This is a genomic window from Nocardioides albidus, from assembly GCF_006335005.1.
GTDB lineage: Bacteria > Actinomycetota > Actinomycetes > Propionibacteriales > Nocardioidaceae > Nocardioides > Nocardioides albidus.
In genome coordinates, this window is sequence record NZ_VDMP01000026.1 from 407,422 (window position 1) to 429,786 (window position 22,365).

The 22,365-nt window shown below is 68.2% G+C and carries 24 protein-coding genes and 1 tRNA gene; 12 read left to right on the plus strand and 13 right to left on the minus strand.

Features of this window, described 5'->3' with window-relative positions; all coding sequences use genetic code 11:
• Positions 1-5: 5 nt before the first annotated feature.
• The 6 genes from FHP29_RS17765 to FHP29_RS17790 all read left to right on the plus strand — a co-directional run bounded on the left by FHP29_RS17765 (position 6) and on the right by FHP29_RS17790 (position 3,101).
• On the plus strand, positions 6-623 hold the full coding sequence (locus FHP29_RS17765) for a trimeric intracellular cation channel family protein (RefSeq protein WP_139624185.1): 618 nt from the start codon (positions 6-8) through the stop codon (positions 621-623).
• A gap of 58 nt (positions 624-681) precedes the next feature.
• Positions 682-758, plus strand: a tRNA-Met gene (locus FHP29_RS17770).
• 180 nt (positions 759-938) lie between these two features.
• Positions 939-1,166 (plus strand): helix-turn-helix transcriptional regulator, encoded by a 228-nt coding sequence (locus FHP29_RS17775; RefSeq protein ID WP_139624186.1) that lies wholly within the window; start codon positions 939-941, stop codon positions 1,164-1,166.
• 6 nt (positions 1,167-1,172) lie between these two features.
• The gene (locus tag FHP29_RS17780; protein ID WP_139624187.1) at positions 1,173-2,369 is read left to right on the plus strand and encodes a tyrosine-type recombinase/integrase; all 1,197 of its coding nucleotides are present in this window, start codon (positions 1,173-1,175) and stop codon (positions 2,367-2,369) included.
• A complete protein-coding gene (locus FHP29_RS17785; RefSeq protein WP_192904042.1) occupies positions 2,366-2,812 on the plus strand; it encodes a type II toxin-antitoxin system RelE/ParE family toxin in 447 nt (148 codons plus the stop codon). The genes FHP29_RS17780 and FHP29_RS17785 overlap by 4 nt, the downstream gene beginning before the upstream one ends.
• A complete protein-coding gene (locus tag FHP29_RS17790; protein WP_139624188.1) occupies positions 2,796-3,101 on the plus strand; it encodes a helix-turn-helix domain-containing protein in 306 nt (101 codons plus the stop codon). The genes FHP29_RS17785 and FHP29_RS17790 overlap by 17 nt, the downstream gene beginning before the upstream one ends.
• 95 nt (positions 3,102-3,196) lie before the next feature.
• Here the strand turns inward: FHP29_RS17790 and FHP29_RS17795 are convergent, their stop codons facing one another.
• The 8 genes from FHP29_RS17795 to FHP29_RS17830 all read right to left on the minus strand — a co-directional run bounded on the left by FHP29_RS17795 (position 3,197) and on the right by FHP29_RS17830 (position 11,342).
• Entirely contained in the window at positions 3,197-4,498 is a 1,302-nt protein-coding gene (locus FHP29_RS17795) for a hypothetical protein (RefSeq protein ID WP_139624189.1), read from the minus strand.
• The gene (locus FHP29_RS17800; RefSeq protein ID WP_139624190.1) at positions 4,498-4,797 is read right to left on the minus strand and encodes a hypothetical protein; all 300 of its coding nucleotides are present in this window, start codon (positions 4,795-4,797) and stop codon (positions 4,498-4,500) included. The genes FHP29_RS17795 and FHP29_RS17800 overlap by 1 nt, the downstream gene beginning before the upstream one ends.
• A gap of 119 nt (positions 4,798-4,916) precedes the next feature.
• The gene (locus FHP29_RS17805; protein ID WP_139624191.1) at positions 4,917-5,453 is read right to left on the minus strand and encodes a hypothetical protein; all 537 of its coding nucleotides are present in this window, start codon (positions 5,451-5,453) and stop codon (positions 4,917-4,919) included.
• A 13-nt stretch (positions 5,454-5,466) separates the two neighbouring features.
• A complete protein-coding gene (locus FHP29_RS17810; protein ID WP_139624192.1) occupies positions 5,467-5,880 on the minus strand; it encodes a single-stranded DNA-binding protein in 414 nt (137 codons plus the stop codon).
• Between the two features lie 117 nt (positions 5,881-5,997).
• Complete coding sequence (locus FHP29_RS17815; protein ID WP_139624193.1) at positions 5,998-7,974, minus strand: ATP-binding protein; 1,977 nt, start codon at positions 7,972-7,974, stop codon at positions 5,998-6,000.
• Positions 7,975-8,089: 115 nt separating this feature from the next.
• Complete coding sequence (locus tag FHP29_RS17820) at positions 8,090-9,805, minus strand: type IV secretory system conjugative DNA transfer family protein (protein WP_139624194.1); 1,716 nt, start codon at positions 9,803-9,805, stop codon at positions 8,090-8,092.
• The gene (locus tag FHP29_RS17825; protein ID WP_139624195.1) at positions 9,802-10,266 is read right to left on the minus strand and encodes a hypothetical protein; all 465 of its coding nucleotides are present in this window, start codon (positions 10,264-10,266) and stop codon (positions 9,802-9,804) included. Before FHP29_RS17825 ends, FHP29_RS17820 begins: the two co-directional genes overlap by 4 nt.
• Positions 10,263-11,342 (minus strand): ArdC-like ssDNA-binding domain-containing protein, encoded by a 1,080-nt coding sequence (locus tag FHP29_RS17830; RefSeq protein ID WP_139624196.1) that lies wholly within the window; start codon positions 11,340-11,342, stop codon positions 10,263-10,265. The genes FHP29_RS17825 and FHP29_RS17830 overlap by 4 nt, the downstream gene beginning before the upstream one ends.
• Before the next feature lie 239 nt (positions 11,343-11,581).
• On the opposite strand from FHP29_RS17830, the gene FHP29_RS17835 reads away from it, so the two are divergent.
• Genes FHP29_RS17835 through FHP29_RS17845 form a run of 3 tightly spaced genes read left to right on the plus strand, consistent with a single transcriptional unit; the run spans position 11,582 to position 14,827 of the window.
• A complete protein-coding gene (locus FHP29_RS17835; protein ID WP_240044578.1) occupies positions 11,582-12,604 on the plus strand; it encodes a tyrosine-type recombinase/integrase in 1,023 nt (340 codons plus the stop codon).
• Between the two features lie 31 nt (positions 12,605-12,635).
• Positions 12,636-12,995 carry a helix-turn-helix domain-containing protein gene (locus tag FHP29_RS17840; RefSeq protein WP_139624198.1) on the plus strand — a complete coding sequence of 120 codons (360 nt, stop codon included), beginning with the start codon at positions 12,636-12,638 and terminating at the stop codon, positions 12,993-12,995.
• A 38-nt stretch (positions 12,996-13,033) separates the two neighbouring features.
• Positions 13,034-14,827, plus strand: a complete 1,794-nt coding sequence (locus FHP29_RS17845; protein WP_139624199.1) for a hypothetical protein — start codon at positions 13,034-13,036, stop codon at positions 14,825-14,827.
• Positions 14,828-15,254: 427 nt separating this feature from the next.
• Here the strand turns inward: FHP29_RS17845 and FHP29_RS17850 are convergent, their stop codons facing one another.
• From FHP29_RS17850 to FHP29_RS17870, 5 genes are read right to left on the minus strand one after another with little or no spacing between them, the layout of a single operon-like run.
• Positions 15,255-15,791, minus strand: coding sequence for a carboxymuconolactone decarboxylase family protein (locus FHP29_RS17850; protein WP_109691854.1), 537 nt, complete (start codon positions 15,789-15,791; stop codon positions 15,255-15,257).
• Entirely contained in the window at positions 15,788-18,118 is a 2,331-nt protein-coding gene (locus FHP29_RS17855; RefSeq protein ID WP_139624200.1) for a heavy metal translocating P-type ATPase, read from the minus strand. The genes FHP29_RS17850 and FHP29_RS17855 overlap by 4 nt, the downstream gene beginning before the upstream one ends.
• A gap of 26 nt (positions 18,119-18,144) precedes the next feature.
• On the minus strand, positions 18,145-19,146 hold the full coding sequence (locus FHP29_RS17860; RefSeq protein ID WP_139624201.1) for a hypothetical protein: 1,002 nt from the start codon (positions 19,144-19,146) through the stop codon (positions 18,145-18,147).
• On the minus strand, positions 19,143-19,349 hold the full coding sequence (locus FHP29_RS17865) for a heavy-metal-associated domain-containing protein (protein ID WP_139624202.1): 207 nt from the start codon (positions 19,347-19,349) through the stop codon (positions 19,143-19,145). The genes FHP29_RS17860 and FHP29_RS17865 overlap by 4 nt, the downstream gene beginning before the upstream one ends.
• Positions 19,350-19,391: 42 nt before the next feature.
• The gene (locus tag FHP29_RS17870) at positions 19,392-19,703 is read right to left on the minus strand and encodes a metal-sensitive transcriptional regulator (protein WP_192904043.1); all 312 of its coding nucleotides are present in this window, start codon (positions 19,701-19,703) and stop codon (positions 19,392-19,394) included.
• 162 nt (positions 19,704-19,865) lie between these two features.
• Here FHP29_RS17870 and FHP29_RS17875 point away from each other — a divergent pair, with 162 nt between their 5' ends.
• The 3 genes from FHP29_RS17875 to FHP29_RS17885 all read left to right on the plus strand — a co-directional run bounded on the left by FHP29_RS17875 (position 19,866) and on the right by FHP29_RS17885 (position 22,353).
• A complete protein-coding gene (locus tag FHP29_RS17875; RefSeq protein ID WP_139624203.1) occupies positions 19,866-21,311 on the plus strand; it encodes an MFS transporter in 1,446 nt (481 codons plus the stop codon).
• A gap of 86 nt (positions 21,312-21,397) precedes the next feature.
• Positions 21,398-21,601, plus strand: a complete 204-nt coding sequence (locus tag FHP29_RS17880) for a heavy-metal-associated domain-containing protein (protein ID WP_139624204.1) — start codon at positions 21,398-21,400, stop codon at positions 21,599-21,601.
• A 152-nt stretch (positions 21,602-21,753) separates the two neighbouring features.
• Positions 21,754-22,353 carry a DUF4396 domain-containing protein gene (locus FHP29_RS17885; protein ID WP_240044579.1) on the plus strand — a complete coding sequence of 200 codons (600 nt, stop codon included), beginning with the start codon at positions 21,754-21,756 and terminating at the stop codon, positions 22,351-22,353.
• Positions 22,354-22,365 lie beyond the last annotated feature (12 nt).

The window sequence follows — 22,365 nt, forward strand, 5'->3', positions numbered from 1 at the left end:
GCCGCATGCTGCTCACCCTCGACCTCGTCGGCATCTTCGTCTTCGCGGTCTCCGGCGGCCTGGTGGCGGTGCGCAACCAGCTCGACATCTTCGGGGTGGTGTCACTGGCGATGGCGACCGGCCTGGGCGGCGGCGTCATCCGCGACGTCGTGATCGGCGCGGTGCCGCCGCCCGCGATCGCCGACTGGCGCTACCTGCTCGTCCCCGTCATCGGGGGACTGGTCACCTTCTGGCTGCACCCCGCTGTGGGCCGGCTCGAGCGCGAGATCAACGTCTTCGACGCCTTCGGCCTCGGCCTGTTCTGCGTCGCCGGCGCCCTCAAGGCCCAGGAGTACGGCCTCGGTCCCGCGCCCTCCGCCGCCCTCGGCATGGTGACCGGTGTCGGCGGCGGCATCATCCGCGACCTCCTCGCCGGCCGGATCCCCGTGATCTTCCGCCACGGCGAGCTCTACGCCATCCCCGCCCTCGCCGGAGCAGCGATCGCCGCCACCGGCGCCGAGCTCGGCCTGGCCCCCGGCGTCATCCTCGCCCCGGCAGCCCTCGTCACGATCGGCTGGCGCCTGCTCGCCGTACGCCGTGGCTGGCGGGTCCCCGCCGCGCGGCAAGAACCCCCTGCCCGCTGAGTCGGACGGCCCCGATTTGGAGGCCTTTGGAGGCGTGCCCTAATGTTGTTCTCACCGACGCGGGGTGGAGCAGCTCGGTAGCTCGCTGGGCTCATAACCCAGAGGTCGCAGGTTCAAATCCTGCCCCCGCTACCAGATCAGGCCCGGGATTCAGCGTGAATCCCGGGCCTGAAAGTTTTTGAGAATTGATCTATCCACCACAAACCCTCCACTTTGGGGTGTCGGACGGCGTGACCGCTGGCCAGTCGTCCGGACGTGTCGTAGCCGTTCCGAACATCACCGGAGCGCCCGGTCGGATGGCCCTACCTAGTGGGCATGAAGACCGAGACCAATCCGCTGGGCGGGCTCGACCCGCTCGTGTCGATCACCGAGCTCGCCGAGTACCTCGGCGTCCCGGTCAAGACGATCTACGAGTGGCGACAGTCGGGCCGCGGCCCTGCCTGCATCCACATTGGTCGCCACCTCAAGTTCGCGCTGTCGGATGTCCAGGCGTGGCTGGACGAGCAACGCGAGCTGCCCAAGCGCCGGGTTGCCGAGGAGTGATCCGGCATGGCTAGGCCCCGCACTCCGATCGGGACATTCGGCGAGCTCGAGTTCACGACGCTTCCCAACGGCACGGTGCGAGCGAGGACGCGCTTCAGGGATCATGACGGGCGGCTGCGACGGGTCGAAGCCAGCGGCGACACTCGCAAGAGCGCCGAACACCGCCTCAAGGAGAAGCTCGCGCTCCGCGGCGGCTATTCGGCCGGGTTCGGCGAGCTGACGCCCGACAGCACATTTAGCCACCTGGTCGACGTATGGCTAGAGGACCTCGACCTCCAGGGCAAGCTCGCGGAGAGCACGAGGGCGCTGTACGAGCGAAACATGCGCCAGCTCGTCATGCCGGCGTTCGAGAACTACCTCTTGCGCGAAATCAGCGTGCGCAAGGTGGACCAGTTCATCAAGCGCCTGGCGTCGGCCAAGAGCTACAGCACCGCCAAGCAGGCACGCACAGTCCTCAGCCTCGCGCTCGGCCTGGCCGTCCGCTATGACGCACTCCGAGAGAACCCCGTCCGCGACACAGCCCGCCTCCACAAGCCGCCCTCGGAGACGATGGCCCTGACACTGGAGCAGGTTGAGGCGATCCGCGCGGCGGTACGCAGTTGGCGCCGCGCACCAGGGACGCCGGGTCCGCCGCCTGACGGTCAGTTGGAGCAGATCATCGAGGTCATGCTCGGGACCTCCGCGCGGATCGGCGAGGTGCTCGCGATCCGAAAGTGCGATGTCGACGTCACGGTAACCCCGGCGACAGTCCGCATCTGCGGCACGATCGTGTCCCCCGCGGGGAAGCCGACCTATCGGCAGTCCCATCCGAAAACGGCCAAGTCGACTCGGGTGGTGTCGGTGCCGACCTTCGCTGCGGAGGTGATCCGTCAGCGGCTGGCTGTGGTCAGTCACGAGCCGGCCGAGAATCTGCTCTTCCACACCCGGAACGGGACTCCGTTGACGACCAACAACATCCGGCGCAGGCTGCGATCCGTGCTGTCGGATGCCGGGATCGAAGGGGTGACTCCCCATGCCTTCCGCCGCACCGTGGCGACGGTCCTCGACCGGGCCAGCGGCCCGGACCTGGCTGCCGAGCTGCTCGGACACACCTCCTCGAAGATCACCAAGGAGCACTACATCGAGCCCGACGAGGCCGTTGATCCTGTGACGGCCGAGATCCTCGAGGCGCTGGCTCCGAAACGGGCGAAGGAGACGTCGTGAACGAGGAGGAGCCCGATCGTCATACCCTTTCCCACGTAGAGGGGAAAGGGTATACTGCTGGAGTCTGGGAGGTCGACGTCGAGCTGATCGAGGGCTGGCTCGACGAGGCGGATCCAGACACCTTCGACCAAGTGATCGCTGCGATCCGTCTGCTCGCAGATCACGGCCCGGGACTTGGTCGACCACTGGTGGACTCGATCGTCGGGTCTCGACACAAGAACATGAAGGAGCTGCGACCCGGGTCCGCAGGTCGCAGTGAGGTGAGGATCCTGTTCGCGTTCGATCCGAAGCGCAGAGGGATCATGCTCCTTGCCGGCGACAAGCACGGGGCGTGGCAGAAGTGGTATCGCACGAACATCCCGATCGCTGACGATCGGTACGACGAGCACCTGAAGAAGCTCAAGGAACAGAAGGGCGGGGAACGAGATGGCAAAGACGCTTGAGGAGTACATGGCCAAGCGCCCCGGCCGTCCCGACGTCCAGGCGCGCCACATGGAGCGCATGCTCGCCGAGGTGCGCGCCTACCGCCTCCGTGAGCTGCGCGAGATGATGGCCATGACCCAGACCGACGTCGCGGAGACGCTGGAGATCAGCCAGAAGCGGGTCTCCGAGATCGAGCGCGGAGACGTCGAGCGGACCAAGGTCGACACCCTTCGTCGCTACGCCGATGCGCTCGGCGGGACGCTGCGGGTGGAGGTCCAGGTCGGCGACGAGACGTATCAAATCGCCTGAGCGGGTCGACTTCTGCGGATCCTCGCTTGCGTCGCGCCGCAGGGCCTTGTTGCGTCGGTGTCCCCAAGGCGCGCGACTGCTGGCCTCGAGCAGCCTCAGATTCCTAGTTCGGGCGGACGATGTGCCGGACGGTGGATAAGGGCGGCGTGGAGGTCCGCCCGGCTCGTACCCGCGGACGAGATGGTGGGCTCGTCCGGTGGTCTCAGGTGCTTGCGTGCTGTCCGGATGACCTCAAGGTCAGTTGCTTGCGCGACGGGCACAAAGCGCTCACGGACCGGGTGAACCAGACGTCCGTCTCCGCTCACCAGCCGTGGGACGGTCACGCGCTGGACGAAGGCTCCGCGCTCCACACCGGCTTCGAGGATGTCGGCGATGCGCGTGTCGACTCTTCGGAACAAGGACTGGAAGCCGCCGAGCATCCTCGGCTCGATCACCGTCTCCGGACGCAGGGCCTTCAGTCGGCCGACGGCGTTCGCCGCCTCGCCCGCCGCGGCCGTGCCGTTGCCAAGCCGCCCTCCGATGTTGCGGAGCTCGCGCTGGATGCGCGAGTAGGTCTCTGCACGTGCGCCCCATTGCCCAGCGAGGTCGGGATCGATCCGTTGGGCGTATGGCACCAGGCCGGCACTGAGCAGGCGCTGCGAGTCGACGACCAGGCGCAGATTCATCGCATCGGGGAAGGACGCCAGCCTCACGAGCAGGTTGTGCTCGGCTTGGAGGACACCGAGCACGCCCGGCTTCGCTGGTCCTCCGATGGGCTTCGTCCGCGGCCGCCAGCCGGTCTGGTCGACGCTGTAATCGGGCTGCCCGAGGCTCACGTCCAATGCCGTGGCGAGCGCAGCCCACCCGAGACGGTCGCAGCCGGCGATGGGCTCCCATCCGGGTGTGTTGCGATACCGGCGGTCGAGTACGACGAGGGCCTGGCTGATGGCCGCGACGTCGCCTGCGATCGTTCGCGACTGCGCCGCGGTGAGGTGGATCGCCTGGTCGGGCGCCGTGTCGTGCTCGGCGAGCGCTGCAGCGCGTGCCGCGAGACGCCAATGTTCGACGACGCCGTTTGAGCTGGGGGTCGTGAGGTCCTGGCTCGACGCCGGCCGCGTCGCCGCCCGATCGCGAGCCCCCTCCAAGCCTCGAGCGAGTTCGGCCACTGCGGCGCCGTGATCGCTCGCCGCGCGGAACGGGTCGGCCGGCTTCTGCGGAACGTTGGGGAACGTGAGCGGCCGAGCCACGCCGATGGCCTGCGCGCACCAGACGAGAACGGACTGTCGGTATCGCAGGATCTGTTGTCCCGCCGCGGCGCGCTCCGCCGGTGAATCTGCGGCGAGGCGACGCATGATCCGGTGCTGGCGAAGGAGTGCAGCCAGCTCCGCGCGCATCTGGGCGCCGTTCTCGCCGTACATCAGCCGATGTCCAGGTCGTGTGCGTCGACGAGCATCGCCAGAATCAGCTCGACCGACAAGGCGTCGACGCCGTAGTCCTCGAGTTCCTGAATGGCGCTGCGCGCGCACGCGAGAAGGATGGCGCGGTCGTCAGTGAGGTCCTCGGTGTCCAGTGCCGGGCACTCGTCGCCGTGCACCCGGTCGAGTTCGAGGAGGACGCGCTCGTATGCGGAGGAGGCGTCGAGTTTCAGCGCCTGGTCGGCGAGGGCCGCGATGTAGGACCTCGCTTGAGCGAGTGTTTGTGCGTGGGGGAGAAGCATCGTCCCTCCTTCAGGTGGTCGGATATCGACCCTGTGCCGGCAGTCGTCGTCCGGGGGTTCGCCGTTCGGTCTTCTGTGGACGAGCCCGCGCTCGGGCTGGCCATGGCGCGCTCCTGGAGTCAGCCGATGAGCTGCTGGTCGACCATCGCCGCGATCCGGCGCCGGCGGAGCACGTCCTCGCGCACGAACTGCGCGAAGTCCTCGTCCCGGTTCGGGATCTCGATCTCGGTGCCTGTCTGGGGCGCTGACTCGCCGGGCCACGTCGTCTGCCGGGTGGGTCGGTCGCGATCGAGCCGCGTACCGCAGATCGAGACCCAGTCCCGCAGGCGGTAACGAGCGTCCGAGAAGTCGCGCATCCATGCGATGGGAGCCGACGGTGATGCTGACTCGTGGTAGCAGCTCAGCCAGTGACAGTGCAGCGCCGAGAGTTCCCAGACAAGCTCGTCGTGGCGGTGCCAGTACGGCGGCACGATGTTGGGCGGGAGGCCGAACGTGACCTTGAGCCACTTCACCCAGTGGTCGAGGTCCCGCCACTCGATCTCGGCCTGCTCGGCGTCGAGGAGGTTCCAATTGATCGGGGCCGGTGGGCGCTCGAGCAGGTCGCTCACGCTGCGCCACGCATCAACGTCGTCGGGCTCGTCCGGAAACGGACTCATCACAACGCCTCGGTCAGAGGCCGACGGCGGGCGGCTGCGGCACAGCGGTCAGGGGCGGGTCGGCGGCGTGACGTCCGCGCTGAACGACGTAGTCGGTCTTGTTGGCGTTGTGGCCGATCTTGCGGGCAACGAACTCCTCCCTGACGACGCTGCCCTCGCGGCCGTCCACGTCGTACTCGTGGACGTAGCCACTGGCCACGAAAGAGTCACCCTTGCGGAAACGGGCGTACGTCTCGCGGGCGGTGCTCTCGAAGGCCACCATGTCGTGGAAGGTCGGGTCGAGCTTCGTGAAGCTGCCGTCGACCTCCTTGCGCCACTGCTCGATGCCGACACGCAGACGGCAGCACTCGGCGCCCTGCTTGGTGAAGTGGAGCTCCGGCGCGGAGGCGACGAAGCCGACTAGGCTCATCTGAGTGGGAATGGACATCATGACTCCTGGGATCTGGCGGCGCCTCGATGAACACCGCGCTCAGGAGTGAGGTGCACTGGCTACGCCACCAGCCGGAAGTCCGAGCTACTCGAGCCGGAAGCGTGCACAGCCCTGTCAGCCGGCCTCAGTGCCTTGGTCGATCTCTTCTTCGAATACCTCATCGGGGAGATACGGCGCGTACCTCTCGCGCATCAGACTGAGCCCTGTGTCGCGATCAGACTCGTACTGAAGTGACTGTTCAACAAACTTGATTCGATGGCGCGCGGACGACAGAACCTCGGCCCAGGTATGGACCCAGATGCTGTACTTCTCGCCCTGATGAGCGCACCCGAACGGGCGACCGATCTGTCGACGCATCTCGTCGACGTCCTTGCGGGTGTCGTTGCCGATCAACCAGAAGTCCCATGTCACGTTGGGTTGGTTGAACCGCTCGTCGTTCACGATTGCACTGGCGTAGCTCCGCAGTTGGTCCACGTCAGCCGCCTCAAGACGGTGGTTCGGGCGCTTAAGCTCCACGACCAGGTGGGTCATGCGGTCCTCGTTGGATGGCATGGAGCGACCAAGCACCAGATCTGGAATCGCCTCCTTGCCGTCGTCGCGGACGATCTTCGAGCTCGCCAACTCCACGTCTTGGCCGAGCTTCTGCAGAAACTTCTTAAGCACGGCGTTGAGCGGCTTGTCGTCGCCAGTGATCGACCACTGCTCGCCGAACAGCCACGTCTCGTTCGCGAGGATGCGGTGCAACTGCCGGCGTTCCAGCATCCGCCGGCGGGTCTGACGATCGAACAGCAACGCATCAAGCCCGTTCAGGAAGTCGACGCGCCCTCCGATCTCCTTACCCACCTGGATCAGGTGGGTCAGCGACGTGCGTTCCAAGATCTCCTTTAATTCGTCCAGTCGCTGCCCCGGGAGCTTCACCACCTCGTGGAGTATTGGCAGCAAGGATTCCGGATCGTTTTCCAACGCCTCGCGCATCAGGCGCAATGCCAGCGCCTTGACGCGACGCGACTTGGTCTCCTCGATGGTGCGCGCCGTGGTCATCGCCACGACATTGAAGATCTCGCGAGTTGCGCTCTCGACGGCATTTTGCGGTTCGCCGTCCTCAAACGGGTAGACCCCTTCAGCCTTCCACCCCCGGACCGTGTCAGCCTCCCGCTTGCGTGCTGAGTCGGCGAGAGCCGCTCGGAGCGCTGCCTTGGCTGTCGTGATCACCTGCCCAGGCAGCGAGTCGAGGTCGTCCAGAAGGAGCATGGGGGCGTCGTGACTGAATCCATCCCACCGCAAGTAGGCGGTGAACTCCGACCCGGGACTCCGAATGCCGGGCGGAATGTCGTCGATAATCGAGCCGTCTGCAGTGCACAGGTAGAGCCGACGGTCGACGTTCGACAGATTCCACTCGATGAGAGTGAGGCTCGCAGTCCCATCGACGCCGTCTGGCAGTTCGAGCTCGATCTCCCGCTGCGTCTCGATAACGGAGACCGGGGTAAGAGCCTCGTCTAGGAACTCGATGTTGAAGTCTTCGTAGCGCTCCAGATGGAGCGCGAACTCTCCCAGGAGCTGGTTTCGTAGGTCGTCAGTCCGGTCAAAAGCGCTCTGCGCGGCAGCGGTGACCATGCCGACAACGACTCGCGTGCCTGACGTCGTCGATTCGCAGGCGCCCTCGCTGATCTCCATGTGCTGAAGGTCGTCGGCATTGCCACGTACCGTGACGGTCGACGGCGCCCCTCCCTCTACCTGGGGTGCCGTCGAGACCCATTGCACGGAGCGTCCCAGGCCGAAAGCGGCGTACCTGCCCCGGCCGAGTTTTCCGTGCACTGGCCGCTTCCCCTCAGTGAGTGCGCCCGGCTTGCGCTTCCAACTGTCGCCAACAGTCTCGAAGGCCAACTGCGCACGCTGGAGATTCATCCCGTGCCCGTCGTCCTCGACTTGGATCTGGTCGATGGCCCCGAGGGCGTTGGTTGTCACGCGAACGCGCACCAATGTGGCGTCCTCGTCGAAGGCGTTCCAGATCAGCTCGCACAGCCCTGCGCCGGGCCGTTTGACATAGCTCTCGAGGATGGACTTGCCCGCGTGCACGGTGATCCTCGTCATGTCGTCATGCTGCCACAGAGGTCCGACACGTCCGGGGGCTCGGAGTGGCGTGCACGAGACTCCAGGAGGGCGCCCGGGCGGCCTGGTGCGATTCGGTGTCGAAAACGGTGCTGGCTCATCGATTCGTCCAAGATCGAAGGCCAGCCACGATGGGCGGCACCGAGCGAAGCAGCACGAGGCCGGTGCCGAAGGGAAGCGTTCGGATCCGCTCTGGCGGCATTACCGCGACGCGGCGAGTCGACCGCTGAAGGGAGCGCTGGCCGTAGTCGCCGATGCTCACGGTGTCGGTGCGCTCGTCGCGCTCGCCGATGAGAACCGAGAGTTCCTGCAGGTCCTTCGAGGCCGATGCGCCGCCGAGGATGACCTTGACGATGCTCGCGTCCCAGATCGTGCTGGCCGCATGGTCGCCCCACTTGTTGCGCGCCTGAGCCAGCGACTGGAGGACGGGCATTGTCGTGATCCCGGTCCCGCCGCCCTCGGCCATCAGGACCGGGAGGGAGGGGAGCGGCGCGAGGTTGCCGATCTCGTCGAGCGCCATGAGGACGGGAGGGTCCAGGCGTGAGCCTGGTGACGCCGCAGCGAGGTGACGGGCGACCTCGGTGAGGTCTTCCATGAACGCGGCGACGAGCGGCCACGAGGCACCTGCGCCGGCTCCGGTGGCCAGCAGGTAGAGAGTGCCGCATTTGGTAAGGAAGTCGCGCGGGTCGAACGCCTCGCCCGGCTCCGGGCTGACGGCCTCCAGCACGGCAGGATCGGCGAGGCAGGAGAGAGCTTGGGCGACGGCCATCCAGATGGAGTCACGGGTGCGCGGATCTGAGCTGATCATGCCCTCGAGCGAGTCCGACCATCCCGCAGCTGCTTGCGGGTGGCTGGCGAGGATGCCGACGGCGTCAGCTGCGGCAGATGCGGACAGAGACCATTCGAAGAGTGCGCGAGTCGGTAGTTGCTCGAGGGCGGCTGCATGGAGGAGCGCTTGGAGCGCGGAGCGGGCCTTGCCTTCCCAGAAGCCGCCGGACTCTGTGCCGCCGGAGGAGAGTCCGGTCGACGACGCCAGCCCTGAAGCGCGGATCATCGCAGTTAGGGGCTGTTCGCAGCCGCGGATCGGCGACCATCGAACGCCGCAACCGTCGACGGCTGGCACTCCCTCGGTGAGGTGCTGAGGGTCGAACACGGCGACCGGCCCGTGTTCCTTGCGGGCTGTGATCGTGGAGGCGATGTTGTCCGGCCGTGTGGAGGTGGTGACGACGGTCCCGGGCGCGTCGAGGATGGCATTGATGACGAGGTGGAGTCCCTTGCCGGAACGTGGCGGACCGATCACGAGGATCGAGTCCTCGACCGATGCCCAGATCTCGCGGCCACAGCTGCGTCCGATCAGGTAGCCGACGTCGCTCGCGCGGGGGTGGCGGATCGAGGGCCGAAGGGTGGCGGCACGTCGTACGAGGGCCTTCTTCGATGCGGTCGTGTCGATGTCCCGGGCGGTTGCGGTGCCCTTGATGCGGTGGGGATCTCGAGCAGCCCGGTGCCGCAGACGAGCGACCAATCTCCACACGCACCAGGCGATTGTCGCGAGGACGCCGAGCAGCAGCACAACGACGCTCCAATACGCGATCGCTGACAACCCGGGCGCCTCGAATGCTTGTGCTGGCCGGCGAGGCTCGGTCAGGACCCGCAGTCCGCTCGCGATCCCGCCTTCGGGCGCGGCCGCACCCGTTGCGACCGCAGCGGCCGTGGCTGCGGCGCGGAGCACCAGCGCCAGAGTGAGCGCCGCGACTATCCCGATGAGTGCCAGGTTCACGAGCTCGTCGTTCCCACCGCGTGCTGCGGGGTTCATGCGGGCGCCTCGAATGGGGTGACTGTCCGTGACCTCGTCCCGAGCAGTACGAGCCCACCGCGGGTTGCGGCGATCAGCGCGGGCGGGAGGTTCAGTGACGCGTTGCCTTCCGCGTCGGCGTTCTGGCGTACGACGACGTAGGCCAGGGCGACTTCCTCGCCGGGCTGGAATCCGGCACCAGCGAGCGCCGGAGGTCGCGAGCTGGGAGACGGTTCCGCGGCGGCTGCAGCCGAGGACTCTCGAGGAGTCGCGACGTCAGTGAACGTCGAGCCGTCGGCCTCGCGTACCTCGACGCGTACAGGGGCGCCGAGGTCTGAGGTGATCTCGTCGATGACAGCGCGAAGGTCGCCGCGTGTCCTGGTCTGTTCGGAATAGTGCGGGACACCGTCGACGTCGACCGCGAGTACGCCGTCGGCGTCGATGGCGACGTGAACGGTGCTGAGGACGACGGGGATCTTCATAGCCCGAGCACCGCCCCATCACGGCGTTCTGTGGTGGTGACTGCAGCTGTCCCCGTGCGGTGGCTGAGGGCTTCGCGGTCGAGCCCCGGCGGGTTGCCGTCGCCGACCTGCTGGGTGTCTACCTTGTCGAGGATGCCGAGCGCGGTTGTGCGGACGCGTTCGGCGGTTGACTGGACGACCTCGACAGGGTTCTTGCCGGGGACGCTCGCTGCCCAGGTCGACACGTACGGCACCGTGTAGGAGGAGGTGTCGAGCCCGTGGGCGGCGCCGACCATGAGCGCGACGGATTCGGCCTCCACCTCGGCGATCCCACGGTGCAAGGTCGCGTCGGCGGCGGACTCGGTCGACGGGGCGGTCTCCGGTGGCGCGTGGAGGAGAACATGGCCGAGTTCGTGGGCGAGCGTCTTCACCTGGGCCGCATCGTCCATGTCCATGCGGACCGAGACCGCGCGGGAGAGGAAGTCGGTCAGGCCGTTGGCGCCGCCGATCGCCGCAGCCGAGGAGACGAGTCGGAGCTCGAAGCCGGCGGCCGTGATCTGGTCGGCGAGCCCGTCCCACAGCCCGTCCGGCGCTTGACCTTGAAGTAGGGAGGGGCGGGGGAGTTCGGGCACCGGGTCGCCGGTGGTCTGGGAGATGTCCCAGACGTAGGTCGGCTTGACCCCGATCATCCGGGTGCGGGCGTACTCACCGGACATCGGCTTCTCGTTGCGCGCCAAGCGTCGCCAGGAGTTCGGGTCGTCGGGCGTGAACGAGGCGAACCGACCTGTGACGGGGGCGAGGATGCCGTAGCCGCGCTGGCCTTTCGCGACGCTGCGGCCGAGCGAGAGCCACTGGTGGAAGCCGGCGACGTACGTCGGCGTCGGCTCGGGCACTCTGCCCTCCTCGTACGCCGCGAAGTGCTGCGCCGCGATCAGCATCGAGTTCCCGAAGCTGCGCCCGCGGAACTGCGCGGCGAAGGTCAGGGCGCGCTTCCAATCCTCGCCGGTCATCAGCGCAGCAACGGACTCGGACAATTGCTCCTGGAGCGCCTCGAGCTTCGCTTCGCGGGCTGCTCGACCGCGTACCTGAGTGGTCATGACGCTGCAATCTCTAGGAACTCAGGTTCGATCGGACCCAGATGAGTCCCGATCTGCGTCTGTGCAGGTGGCGTCGGTTCGACCGCTGGCCGGACCTGAATTGACACTTGGTCACTCTGGCTGACGGTTTTGCTGTAGCATCGATGCATGATCGCCTCGCTTGAAGTCGGTGACTGATGGGCTTGGTGGCGCTGCCGGGTGGCAGCGCTGCTGATCCGGCACTGATAGGTGCGCAGGCGGTGCTGGACTTCGAGCAGGAGGTCGTCGACCAGTACGCGCTGGCGATGTCGGCAGCAGGTCTGACTGACCGCCACATCGGCGGGACCCGGGCGATCGTCATTGAGTTCGCGCGCTCGCTGTCCACCCCGCTGTGGGAGGCCACCTGCGCGGACGCGGACGCCTTCTTGGCCCAGCAGCGACGGATGGGGCTCAGCGTGTCGACCCGGGCGGGCAAGGCAGGGGCGCTGTCGGGGTTCTATGAGTTCGTGATCGCCCGCTACGAGGGCACGATTCGACGCGCGACTGGCGTATTGGTTGAGCAGCCGATCGATGAGTTCAATCGCCAGTCCGGGGCATCGCTGGGCAAGATCCGGGTGCCGCCATCGGATGACGAGGTCGACTCGCTGTTCACTGCCTGGCGCGGATCGGTCCCGCAGGCACGCAAGTATCGGCCGGCGGCCCGCGACTACTTCGCCGCCTCGCTGTGGCGCCGGCTCGGGCTGCGGATCAACGAGACCGTCATGCTCGACATCCGCGACTGGCGCCCCGATCTGGGCGAGTTCGGCAAGCTCCACGTTCGCCACGGCAAGGGCTCCGGCGGCCGCGGACCCAAGCCCCGGCTGGTGCCGGCCATCAACGGCGCGAACCAGTTGATCGACTGGTGGCTGGGAGAGGTCCGCCCGCAGTACGGCGAGGATTGGGCTGACCCGGATGCGCCGATGCTGCCGTCCGAGCGGTTCGACCGCGAGCTGGACCGCTGTGGCCGCGTCGGCGCGAACGCGCTGCGCCGCGCCCTGGGGATCCAGGTCGATCAGTGGCTTCCGGCGTGGTCGGGGCGGATGACGCCACACGTGCTGCGGCACTACTGCGCATCGTCTCTGTACGCGGCCGGCATGGACATCAAGGCCCTCCAAGAGCTCCTTGGCCACCAGTGGCTGGCCACCACCTCGGGCTACCTTCACGTCCGCAGCGACCACATCGAACGTGCGTGGAACAACGCGAGCGACCGTGTTGAAGCCCGCCTTGGCATTCGTACCGACTGACCCGATCGACGAACCGAAGGAGAGGATCCAGATGCAGTGGAGCCTGCGGCTGCGAGCCGCCGAGAGAGGGATCTGGAAGTCCGCGGAGCTGCGCCGGATGCTGGCTGAGGCCGGGCTTGAGATCAGCGCCGGGAAGATGTCGTCGTGGTGGGCTGGCGCCCCGCCGACAATGCGGCTCGAAGAGCTCGACGTGCTGTGCGCCGTGCTCGAGTGCAGCCCGAACGACCTGATGACACCGGAGCCGGACAAGGTCGCCGCCCGCCGTCCCCGCAACACGGACGCAGCCAACGGCAACGGCGGCAACGGGAACGGCGATCCGAACGACAGCGCCGGTATGCCCCCGGCGGTCACCCCGCGGCTCGGCAAGCCGCGGTCGACCCCGCCGCTGTAACCCTCGCCCACATCGGCCACGGCGACGAGGAGCATTGCATGCCAGCGCCCGGCCCGAACGCGCCCCTGCGGGTGCCGCCCAAGTGCAACGCCTGCCAGGACAACCGGGTTGCCTGGACCAACCCCCGAGTCGACCTCTGCTATCGCTGCCTGCCCGGTGGCCCGTTCGCATCGCCACCGTGCGACCACTGCGGCTCCCGAGCCGACTACTTCAGTCAGGGATTGTGCAGTCGATGTCATCCCCGCAGCCCCGAGCACATCGGGTCCTGCAAAGGCTGCCTGGCCTGGGGCGTCTACCCCCGCCACAACTGGACCTGCTGGTCGTGCCGCTGGTGGCAGACCCACTACCCGAAGGGCACCTGCGGCTTCTGCGGCCGCACCAGCCACGTCAGCGACAGGCGGGCATGTCGCCTCTGCCTTGAGAATGCCCGACTCGAGCAGGTGCCCGGGCGCGCCCCGGACCTCGCCGGCACGAACAAGAACAGCCAGCAGTTGTTCTTCGCCAACATGGTCTTCAAACGTCGGGTGACGCCGCTGCCGGACTACGTCAGCTGGGATGCCCGTTGGTCGAAGAAGAACAAGAACCAGCTGAGCTACCACCCCGGCACCAGCTTCGACGAGCACGCGCGCGAACAGTTGACCCTGTTCGATATGGACCCCGACCCCGAGGTCCTGCGCCAACGAATCCTGCTCGAAGACAGTGAGCTGACGCGCTACTGTGCGGCCATCGTTGCCGATCACGCCCGGCGCTACGGCTGGAGCGTGAGGCAACGCAATGCGGTGATTCAGACCTTGCGGATGCTGCAGACCGTCCGGCCGACGCCCACTGCGAAGGTCCGCGCTAGCGACGTCGTCGCCGTTCGCCGCTACGACGGCACCATCACCTCCACCCTCGACGTCCTCGCGGAAGCCGAGTTGCTCATCGAAGACGTTCCGACACGGGTGGAGCGGTACTTCAACGCCAAGTTCATCGAATCCGGAGGCCTCCCCGACGCGATGCGGGAGCACCTCCAGTTGTGGCTTCAGGTCATGCTCGGTGGATCCCGACAAGCACCTCGCCAACTGCCCCGCGAACCCGAGACCGTCGAGATCCACATCCAAGGGCTGGCACCCGTGGTCCAGCGGTGGGTCGAAGCCGGCCGCCGGTCGTTCGCAGAGATCACCAAGGACGACATCCTGGCCGCCCTCGCGACCCTGCCTACCGGCACCAGCCACCGCCACTTCGCGGAGAACGGGCTGAAGTCGTTGTTCAAGATCCTCAAGGGCCGCCGACTCGTCTTCGCCAACCCCATGCGGGGCATCGATCTGACCCGCGTCCACACCAACATTCCGATGCCGTTGGACCCCGCGCTGATCCGGGCCGAGCTGGACTCGCCGAACCCGGCCGTCGCGCTCGCAGTGGCCCTGGTGGCCTTCCACGGCCTGACCGGCAAGCAGGTGCGCGAGCTCGGGTTGACCGACATCGTCGACGGCCGGCTCCACCTCGACGGCCGCGACATCCCGCTTGCAGCACCCGTTCGGACCCGGCTGAGCGCCTGGCTCGACTACCGCAACCGAACCTGGCCCAGCACCGCGAACCCACATCTGCTCATCAACCGAAGAACCGCGCCGCGGCTCGTGCCGGGCGGCCACTCCTTTCCCTGGAAGGACAGCCGCATTCGTCCGCGGGCCCTGCGCGAGGACCGCATCCTGCACGAGATCCACGCCACCGGCGGCGACGTACGCCGCATCTACGACCTGTTCGGACTCAGCGTCGAAGGCGCCACCCGCTACCTGGCGACCGTCGATCACTCCGATCTCGGCGACCCCACCGGACTGGCCAACCGGTCGTGAGCACAGGCCTAGGGAACATCCGCCCTCCGGGCACAGCCGTTTGAAAGCCATCACGACCCGATAGGCAACGGCGGCCGCCACGGATCGGACACTTTCGGGGAACTCGTTTTGAGTCACGGCCTGAGCGTGGCGTCCTCGCGTCCCCGCATCCGTCCCCCCGCGCTTGCGGTAGGCGGGGGGACGCAGTGCGTGTCAACGCATTCGTGCAGGTCAGGAGGCGTCCCCCCGAAAGTTCGAGAAGACTCGGGCCCATCCCTGGTGAGCCCCGGCTCTTGTCGAGATGCAGCGCCCCTGCGACAACTCGCTGTCATGTTCAAAATCCATTGAAAGAGTCGACTTAGGGGTCCGGGCCGACGGGGCTTTCAGGGCCGCGCGGGTCCAGCGGCGTCGGCCACCGGCTGTCGGCTGCGCGGGCTGGGATCCTGCTTCAGGGGGTGGTCTCTGGCGTGAGTCCGGCGAGCAGGTTGAACGCTCCGGTGAGCACGTTGAGCGCTACCACCCCGACGACGTCGGCTATCTCCCGGTCGCTGTAGCCATGGTCGCGCAACTCTTGGACCTGGGCGTCCGTGATGCCCGTGGGCTCCCGGTACACCCTCATGGCCACCGCGATCATGGCCGCTACCCGGGGATCCGCGGACGTGCTGCGCCGGGCCGCCTCGATCTCCTCCTCGGTGACACCGAGCGATCGGGCGGCGCTCTCGTGCGCCTCCAGGCACAGTTCGCAGCCTTGGTGGACCTGCAGTGCGATCGAGACGAGCTCGCTGATGCGCCGGTCGAGCTTGGCGCGCTTCATCGCCCGGCTCAGCTGCAGGTAGCCACCCAGGACCGCGGGCGAGTGGGCCATGGTGCGGACCATCGCACCGACCTGGCCGTGCCGCTCGACCAGGTCGCCGAGGAGGTCGCGCGAGGCACCGACCGCGCTCTCCGGAGTCAGCGCCGCCAACCGAGCCGTGGGCGCGCTCATGACACGGTCCCCGGTGCTTCGGTCGCGGCGGCGGAGTGGGCCTTGAACCCGCGCAGGCGCAGGCTGTTGGAGACCACGAACACCGAGGAGAACGCCATGGCGGCGCCGGCGAGCATCGGGTTGAGCAGGCCGGCGGCGGCCAGTGGCAGGGCGGCGACGTTGTAGGCGAAGGCCCAGAACAGGTTGCCCTTGATCGTGCCGAGAGTGCGGCGCGAGAGCCGGATCGCGTCGACCGCCACCCGCAGGTCGCCGCGGACGAGGGTGAGGTCGCTGGCCTCGATCGCCACGTCGGTGCCGGTGCCCATCGCCAGGCCGAGGTCGGCCTGGGCCAGCGCGGCTGCGTCGTTGACGCCGTCGCCGACCATGGCGACGACATTCCCCTCGGCCTGGAGCCGCTTGACGACGTCGACCTTGTCTGCGGGGAGTACGTCGGCGATGACGTCGGCCTCGTCGATACCGACCTCCGCGGCGACCTGCCGGGCGACGACCGCGTTGTCGCCGGTGAGCAGCACGGGCCGCAGTCCGAGCTCGCGCAGCTCGCGAATCGCGGCTGCCGATGTCGGCTTGATCGCGTCCGCGACCACCACGACGCCGCGTGCCTTGCCGTCCCACCCGACTGCGACGGCGGTGCCGCCCGTGGACTGGGCCTCCTCCAGCGCCTGCTGCAGCGCGGGCGTCAGGTGCTGGGACCACTCGGCCAGCAGTTGGGGACGGCCGACGAGCACGGCGTGGCTGGCTGCCCCGTCGGCGAGGACTCCCTGGATGCCGAGGCCTTCGATGTTGGCGAAGTCCTCGACCTCGGGGAGGGGACTCTGCTGGTCCCGGGCGGCGTCGGCGATTGCCCGGGCGATGGGGTGCTCGGAGGCGTTCTCGAGGGCACCGGCGTAGCGCAGGACCACGGTTGCGTCCTCGCCGTCGGCGGCGATGACGTCGCGCAGGGTCATCTTGCCGGTGGTGACGGTGCCGGTCTTGTCCAGGACGACGGTGTCGACGCTGCGGGTCGACTCCAGGACCTCGGGGCCTTTGATCAGGATGCCGAGCTGGGCGCCGCGGCCGGTGCCGACCATGAGGGCGGTCGGCGTGGCCAGCCCGAGGGCGCAGGGGCAGGCGATGATCAGGACCGCGACCGCGGCGGTGAAGGCGGCGGCGAGGCCGTTGCCGGTGCCGAGCCAGAAGCCGAGGGTGCCGGCGGCGAGGAGGATGACGATCGGGACGAAGATGCCCGAGATCCGGTCGGCCAGGCGCTGGACCTGGGCCTTGCCGTTCTGGGCGTCCTCGACCAGGCGCGCCATCTGCGCCAGCTGGGTGTCGCCGCCGACTCTCGTCGCGCGCACGACGAGGCGCCCGCCGGCGTTGACGGTGGCGCCGACGACGGCGTCACCCTCGCCGACCTCGACCGGCACGGACTCGCCGGTCAGCATCGAGGCGTCCACGGCCGACGTACCGCGCTCGATGACGCCGTCGGTGGCGATCTTCTCGCCGGGGCGTACGACGAACCGGTTGCCGACCGCGAGCTGGTCGACCGGGATCTTGGTCTCGGTGACGCCGTCGGGTCCGAGGACGGCGACCTCCTTCGCGCCGAGCTCGAGCAGAGCACGGAGAGCTGCGCCGGCGCGGCGCTTGGAGCGCTGCTCGAAGTAGCGACCGGCGAGGATGAAGGTGGTGACGCCGGCCGCGGCTTCGAGGTAGATGTTGCCGCTGCCGTCGCTGCGCTGGATCGTGAGCTCGAACGGGTGGGTCATGCCGGGGATGCCGGCCGTGCCCCAGAACAAGGCGTAGAGCGACCAGCCCAGTGCGGCCAGGGTGCCGAGCGAGATCAGCGTGTCCATGGTCGAGGTGCCGTGGCGAAGGTTGGTCCAGGCCGCCTTGTGGAAGGGCCAGGCGCCCCAGGCCACGACGGGTGCGGCGAGTGTCAGGGAGAGCCACTGCCAGTTGGTGAACTGCAGGGCGGGGATCATCGCCATCGCGATCACCGGGACGGTGAGGACCGCCGAGATCAGGAGCCGCTGCCGCAGAGTGCGGAGCGGGTCGGCTTCCTCTGCCGCGCCGTTGTTGCCGTCTGTGCCGGCGTTGTCGGTCTTCGGCGGTCGGGGCAGGGAGGCGCCGTACCCGGCCTGCTCGACGGCCGCGACCAGGGCCTCGGGCGCCACGTCGGGATCGAAGGTGACCTTTGCCTTCTCCGTGGCGTAGTTGACCGTGGCGCTGACGCCGTCGAGCTTGTTGAGCTTGCGCTCGATCCGGTTGGCGCAGGAGGCGCAGGTCATCCCGGTGATCGCCAGCTCGATCGAACCGGCGGCTGGGGTGCCTGACTGACTCTGCGTTGTCATCGTTGTCTCCTGGTGGAATTGGCCGGTCAGTGACCGGAGTGGTCGCCGTGCTCGGCGGGTGTGCTGTCGTCGGTCGAATCGGAGCCGGACTCGGTGTCCATGACCCCGCGGGCGGTGACGGTGAACGCCGCGGTGCGGACCACGCCGTCGTGCTGGAAGTCCAGGTAGAGGTGGTAGGTCCCGGCGCTGGGAACGGCGGCGTAGAAGACCACCTCGGGTCCGGGCTTCGTGGTGCCGTCGCCGGGCTCCCCGTCGGGGTGGACGTGTAGATAAGCAAGGTCTCCGCCGCGGAGCGCGACGAGGTGGCCGTAGGCGCCGAGGTAGGGCTGGAGGTCGGTGACCGGCTCGCCTGCCTTGGTGACGTTCAGGGTGAGCTTCGCGTCCTTGCCGGCGGTGAGGTCGCCGTCGAGGGTGACCTGGTAGTCGCCGACGGTCGCGGTGCGGTTCTCCTGGGGCGGCGCGGCGGGCCGGTAGTTGCCGTCGACGGCCAGGTCGGTACCCAGGGTGAGCGCGTCGGCGCCGGTGGCCTTGAAGTCGGCGAAGAGTCGCCACGTGCCGGGGGTGAGGTCGAGGTCGATCGACCAGACCCCGCTGTCCTCGTCGAGGACGGGGTGGACGTGCTGGAAGCCGGCGAAGTCACGGCGCACCGCGATCAGGTGCAGGTCCTTCTCGTGCTCGACGTCGTAGGCGGTGACCGGGGCGCCGTCGGGGCCGGTAATGGTGAACGCCACGGGTCGGTCCTGCCCGGCCTGGCTGCGGGGTTCGGCCAGGGTCAGGGTGTAGCCGTTCTGGGAGACCATGAGTCCTCCTGGGACCTCTTGTACTGGGGATGAGGCCTGCGACTCGTCGCCGTGGCCGCCGGCGTGCTCGCCTTCTTCTGCCGCGCGTTGGTCGCCGTCGTGGGCGGTGTCGTGGGCCGCGGCCGGCTCGTCATCGACCGGACCGACGACTCGGCCGACGACGAGCGCGAGGCCGAAGATCGCGGCGATCGCGGCCAGGAACCCGATGAGCTTGACCGGGGTGCTCATGCGAGGTGGTAGCCGGCTTCCTCGACGGCGGCCTTAACGGCGGCGTCATCGAGGGGCTCGGTGCTGGTGATGGTGACGGCTCCGGTGGGCAGGTCGACCGCGACGTCCTCGACGCCGGGGATCTCCTGGACCTCTTCGGTGACCGAGGCGACGCAGTGGCCGCAGGTCATGCCGGTGACGGTGTAGGTGCTGGTCTGGCTCATGGCTGTTTCCTTCCGGGTTTCAGGTGGTGGATCGAGGGGTGTTCAGGAGCGGACGAGCCGCGCGATGGCGTCGGAGGCTTCCTTGAGCTTGATCTGCGCGTCCTCGCCGCCGGCAGCGACCGCGTTCACGACGCAGTGCGCCATGTGCTCGTCGAGGAGCCCCAGGGCGACGGCCTCGAGGGCCTTCGTCATCGCCGAGATCTGGGTGAGGATGTCGATGCAGTACTGCTCCTCCTCGACCATCCGCTGCAGGCCGCGGGCCTGGCCCTCGATGCGCCGCAGCCGCTTCAGGTAGGCGTCCTTGTTGTTGTTGGCGATGTAGCTGTGCTGGTGCGCCTCGTGTGTCTCTGCCATCGGGCTGTCCTTCGCGGTGAGCGTGTGGGTCATTCCCATGGTACCCCCCTCCGGTATTTCGTGGTAGCGTCCGCTCTTGTTGGAATACATTACCCCCCTACGGTATTCCACACAACCACGAAGTCCCGCCACCGAGCCGGGCACCCGTCGAAGGAGAATCAGATGTCAGCCACAACCTCGCCAGCGGCAAACCGCCGCTGGCTCGGGCTCGCGGTCATCGCCGCCGCCCAGTTCATGGTCATCATGGACACCTCGATCATCGGGGTCGCCCTGCCGAAGATGCAGGCCGAGCTCGGCTTCACCCAGGAGAACCTGTCCTGGGTCTTCAACGCCTACGTCGTCGCCCTCGGCGGGCTGCTGCTGCTCGGCGGCAAGCTCTCCGACGTCCTCGGCGCCCGTCGCGTCTTCTCGACCGGATGGGTCGTCCTGCTGGGCGGCTCCCTGGTCGCAGGCCTTGCCGGTAACGTCGAGGTCGAGCTGCTCGGCCGCGCCATCCAGGGCGCCGGATCGGCACTGATCGCGCCGGCCGCCCTCACGCTGCTCTTCATGCTGTTCGGGGCGAACCCGAAGGAGCTGCCGAAGGCCCTCGCCCTGTACGGCGCCGCCGCACCTGCCGGCGGAACTGCCGGGGTTTTCCTCGGCGGCGTGATCACCGAGTACCTCTCCTGGCCGTGGGTGTTCTTCATCAACATCCCGATCGCCGTGGCCATCCTCGCCCTCGTCCCCAGCGTGATGCCGGCCGGTGGCGCCGCCTCGGGCCGTCGCGTCGACCTTCTCGGCGCCCTCACCGTCACCGCCGGCCTCGGCGCCGCGGTGTACGCCGTGGTCCAGGCGCCCGAGGTGGGCTGGGACTCCGGCCAGACCTGGGGCGTCCTCGCCGTCGCCGCGGTCCTGCTCGCCGGATTCGTCATCGGCCAGGCCAAGGGACGCGACCCTCTCGTGCGGCTCGGCATCTTCCGTGCCCCCAACCTCGCCGCCGCCAACCTCGCCCAGCTTCTGCTGGGCGCGGCCTGGATCCCGATGTGGTTCTTCCTGAACCTCTACCTGCAGCAGGTCCTCGGCTACACCGCGTTCCCCAGCGGCGCGGCCCTGCTCCCGATGACCCTGCTGATCATGATCGGGATGATCGCCCTCGCACCGCGGGTGCTGGCCGCCATCGGCCCCAAGGCCGCGACCGTGACCGGCCTCGTCCTGCTCGCTGCCGGGCTGTCGTGGCTCGCACTCATCGACCCCGACGGCTCGTACGCGGTCGACGTACTCCCGGCCTCCCTCGTGGCCGCACTGGGCATGTCACTGGCATTCATCCCCACCCTGGGCACCGCGATCGGCGCCGCCCGGCCCGAGGAGGGGGGCCTGGCCTCCGGCATCGTCAACACCAGCTACCAGATCGGCTCCGCGCTCGGCCTGGCCGTGATGACCGCCATCGCCGCAGCCAACGGCGCCGACCAGCTCGGCGACAAGGCCGCCCTTACCGACGGCTTCTCCGCCGCCTTCATCGGCGCCGCCATCGTCGCGGGCGTCGGCGCCCTGGCCACCCTCGCTCTCTTCCGCAGCGCCACGGGGGGACAGGCAGGAGCCGAGGACCAGGCCCAGCAGCTCGCCGCCTGACGGCACCACCTCCGGCTCCGCCCGCGGCGCCGGACCACACCGAGCCGACCCTCGGCTCACCACACCACCGAAAGGAACGTCCTCCCATGAGCGACATCAACGAGTACACCGTCCAGGGCATGACCTGCTCCAGCTGCGCGACCAAGGTCAGTGCCGCCGTCACCCAGGTTCCCGGCGTCGTCGCCACCGACGTCGACCTCGCTACCGGGACGTTGAAGGTCACCGGCCCGGACGTCGAGGACACCGCGGTCCGCACCGCGATCACCGACGCCGGCTACCAGGTCAGCTGACCAGCTGACCGGCTGGCCCTCCGGCCGACAGCGTCGCCACCGAAACCCGGTGGCGACGCTGTCGCACTTCCGAGGAAGATCACTGCGCGGCTTGCGTTCGCCTCCTCGGCCGTATACGGTGGGGGGGTATCCACCACGAGAGGCACACCGCGATGAACTCCCGCAACGCCATGGCCGCCAGCGCCACCCTGCATTGCCTCACCGGCTGCGCGATCGGCGAGATCCTCGGCCTGATGATCGGAACAGCCCTTGGCCTGAGCACCGGCGCCACAATCGCGCTCGCCGTCGGACTGGCCTTCCTGTTCGGCTACGCCCTGTCCACGCTGCCACTGATCAAGGCCGGCCTCGGCTTCGGCGCCGCGCTCAGCGTCGTCTTCGCCGCCGACACTCTGTCGATCGCCGTCATGGAGCTCGTCGACAACGTCGTCATGGCCCTCATTCCCGGAGCGATGGACTCCGGCCTGGTCAACCCGATCTTCTGGATCGGCATGATGATCGCACTCTCCGTGGCCTTCCTTGCCGCCTTCCCGGTCAACCGGTACCTCATCGACAAGGGGAAGGGCCACGCCCTCACCCACCAGTACCACCACGGCACTGAGCACGAGAACCACGCGAGCGCCGGTTCGCACGCAGATCACACCAGTCACACCTCCCCTGGGTCGCAAGCAGGCCATGGAGCCCACGCGCCGGCCGATCCGCACACTGGCGACCACTCGCCGGGCACCTCGGACGACCACACCCATCACCACTGATCTGGAGCACGT

Bases quoted from the DNA above. Each gene is read 5' to 3' on its own strand.
- FHP29_RS17765 (WP_139624185.1), top strand. From the start codon at position 6: ATGCTGCTCACCCTCGACCTCGTCGGCATCTTCGTCTTCGCGGTCTCC.
- FHP29_RS17775 (WP_139624186.1), top strand. From the start codon at position 939: ATGAAGACCGAGACCAATCCGCTGGGCGGGCTCGACCCGCTCGTGTCG.
- FHP29_RS17780 (WP_139624187.1), top strand. From the start codon at position 1,173: ATGGCTAGGCCCCGCACTCCGATCGGGACATTCGGCGAGCTCGAGTTC.
- FHP29_RS17790 (WP_139624188.1), top strand. From the start codon at position 2,796: ATGGCAAAGACGCTTGAGGAGTACATGGCCAAGCGCCCCGGCCGTCCC.
- FHP29_RS17795 (WP_139624189.1), bottom strand. From the start codon at position 4,498: ATGTACGGCGAGAACGGCGCCCAGATGCGCGCGGAGCTGGCTGCACTC.
- FHP29_RS17800 (WP_139624190.1), bottom strand. From the start codon at position 4,797: ATGCTTCTCCCCCACGCACAAACACTCGCTCAAGCGAGGTCCTACATC.
- FHP29_RS17805 (WP_139624191.1), bottom strand. From the start codon at position 5,453: ATGAGTCCGTTTCCGGACGAGCCCGACGACGTTGATGCGTGGCGCAGC.
- FHP29_RS17810 (WP_139624192.1), bottom strand. From the start codon at position 5,880: ATGTCCATTCCCACTCAGATGAGCCTAGTCGGCTTCGTCGCCTCCGCG.
- FHP29_RS17815 (WP_139624193.1), bottom strand. From the start codon at position 7,974: ATGACGAGGATCACCGTGCACGCGGGCAAGTCCATCCTCGAGAGCTAT.
- FHP29_RS17820 (WP_139624194.1), bottom strand. From the start codon at position 9,805: ATGAACCCCGCAGCACGCGGTGGGAACGACGAGCTCGTGAACCTGGCA.
- FHP29_RS17825 (WP_139624195.1), bottom strand. From the start codon at position 10,266: ATGAAGATCCCCGTCGTCCTCAGCACCGTTCACGTCGCCATCGACGCC.
- FHP29_RS17830 (WP_139624196.1), bottom strand. From the start codon at position 11,342: ATGACCACTCAGGTACGCGGTCGAGCAGCCCGCGAAGCGAAGCTCGAG.
- FHP29_RS17840 (WP_139624198.1), top strand. From the start codon at position 12,636: ATGCAGTGGAGCCTGCGGCTGCGAGCCGCCGAGAGAGGGATCTGGAAG.
- FHP29_RS17845 (WP_139624199.1), top strand. From the start codon at position 13,034: ATGCCAGCGCCCGGCCCGAACGCGCCCCTGCGGGTGCCGCCCAAGTGC.
- FHP29_RS17850 (WP_109691854.1), bottom strand. From the start codon at position 15,791: ATGAGCGCGCCCACGGCTCGGTTGGCGGCGCTGACTCCGGAGAGCGCG.
- FHP29_RS17855 (WP_139624200.1), bottom strand. From the start codon at position 18,118: ATGACAACGCAGAGTCAGTCAGGCACCCCAGCCGCCGGTTCGATCGAG.
- FHP29_RS17860 (WP_139624201.1), bottom strand. From the start codon at position 19,146: ATGAGCACCCCGGTCAAGCTCATCGGGTTCCTGGCCGCGATCGCCGCG.
- FHP29_RS17865 (WP_139624202.1), bottom strand. From the start codon at position 19,349: ATGAGCCAGACCAGCACCTACACCGTCACCGGCATGACCTGCGGCCAC.
- FHP29_RS17870 (WP_192904043.1), bottom strand. From the start codon at position 19,703: ATGGCAGAGACACACGAGGCGCACCAGCACAGCTACATCGCCAACAAC.
- FHP29_RS17875 (WP_139624203.1), top strand. From the start codon at position 19,866: ATGTCAGCCACAACCTCGCCAGCGGCAAACCGCCGCTGGCTCGGGCTC.
- FHP29_RS17880 (WP_139624204.1), top strand. From the start codon at position 21,398: ATGAGCGACATCAACGAGTACACCGTCCAGGGCATGACCTGCTCCAGC.
- FHP29_RS17885 (WP_240044579.1), top strand. From the start codon at position 21,754: ATGAACTCCCGCAACGCCATGGCCGCCAGCGCCACCCTGCATTGCCTC.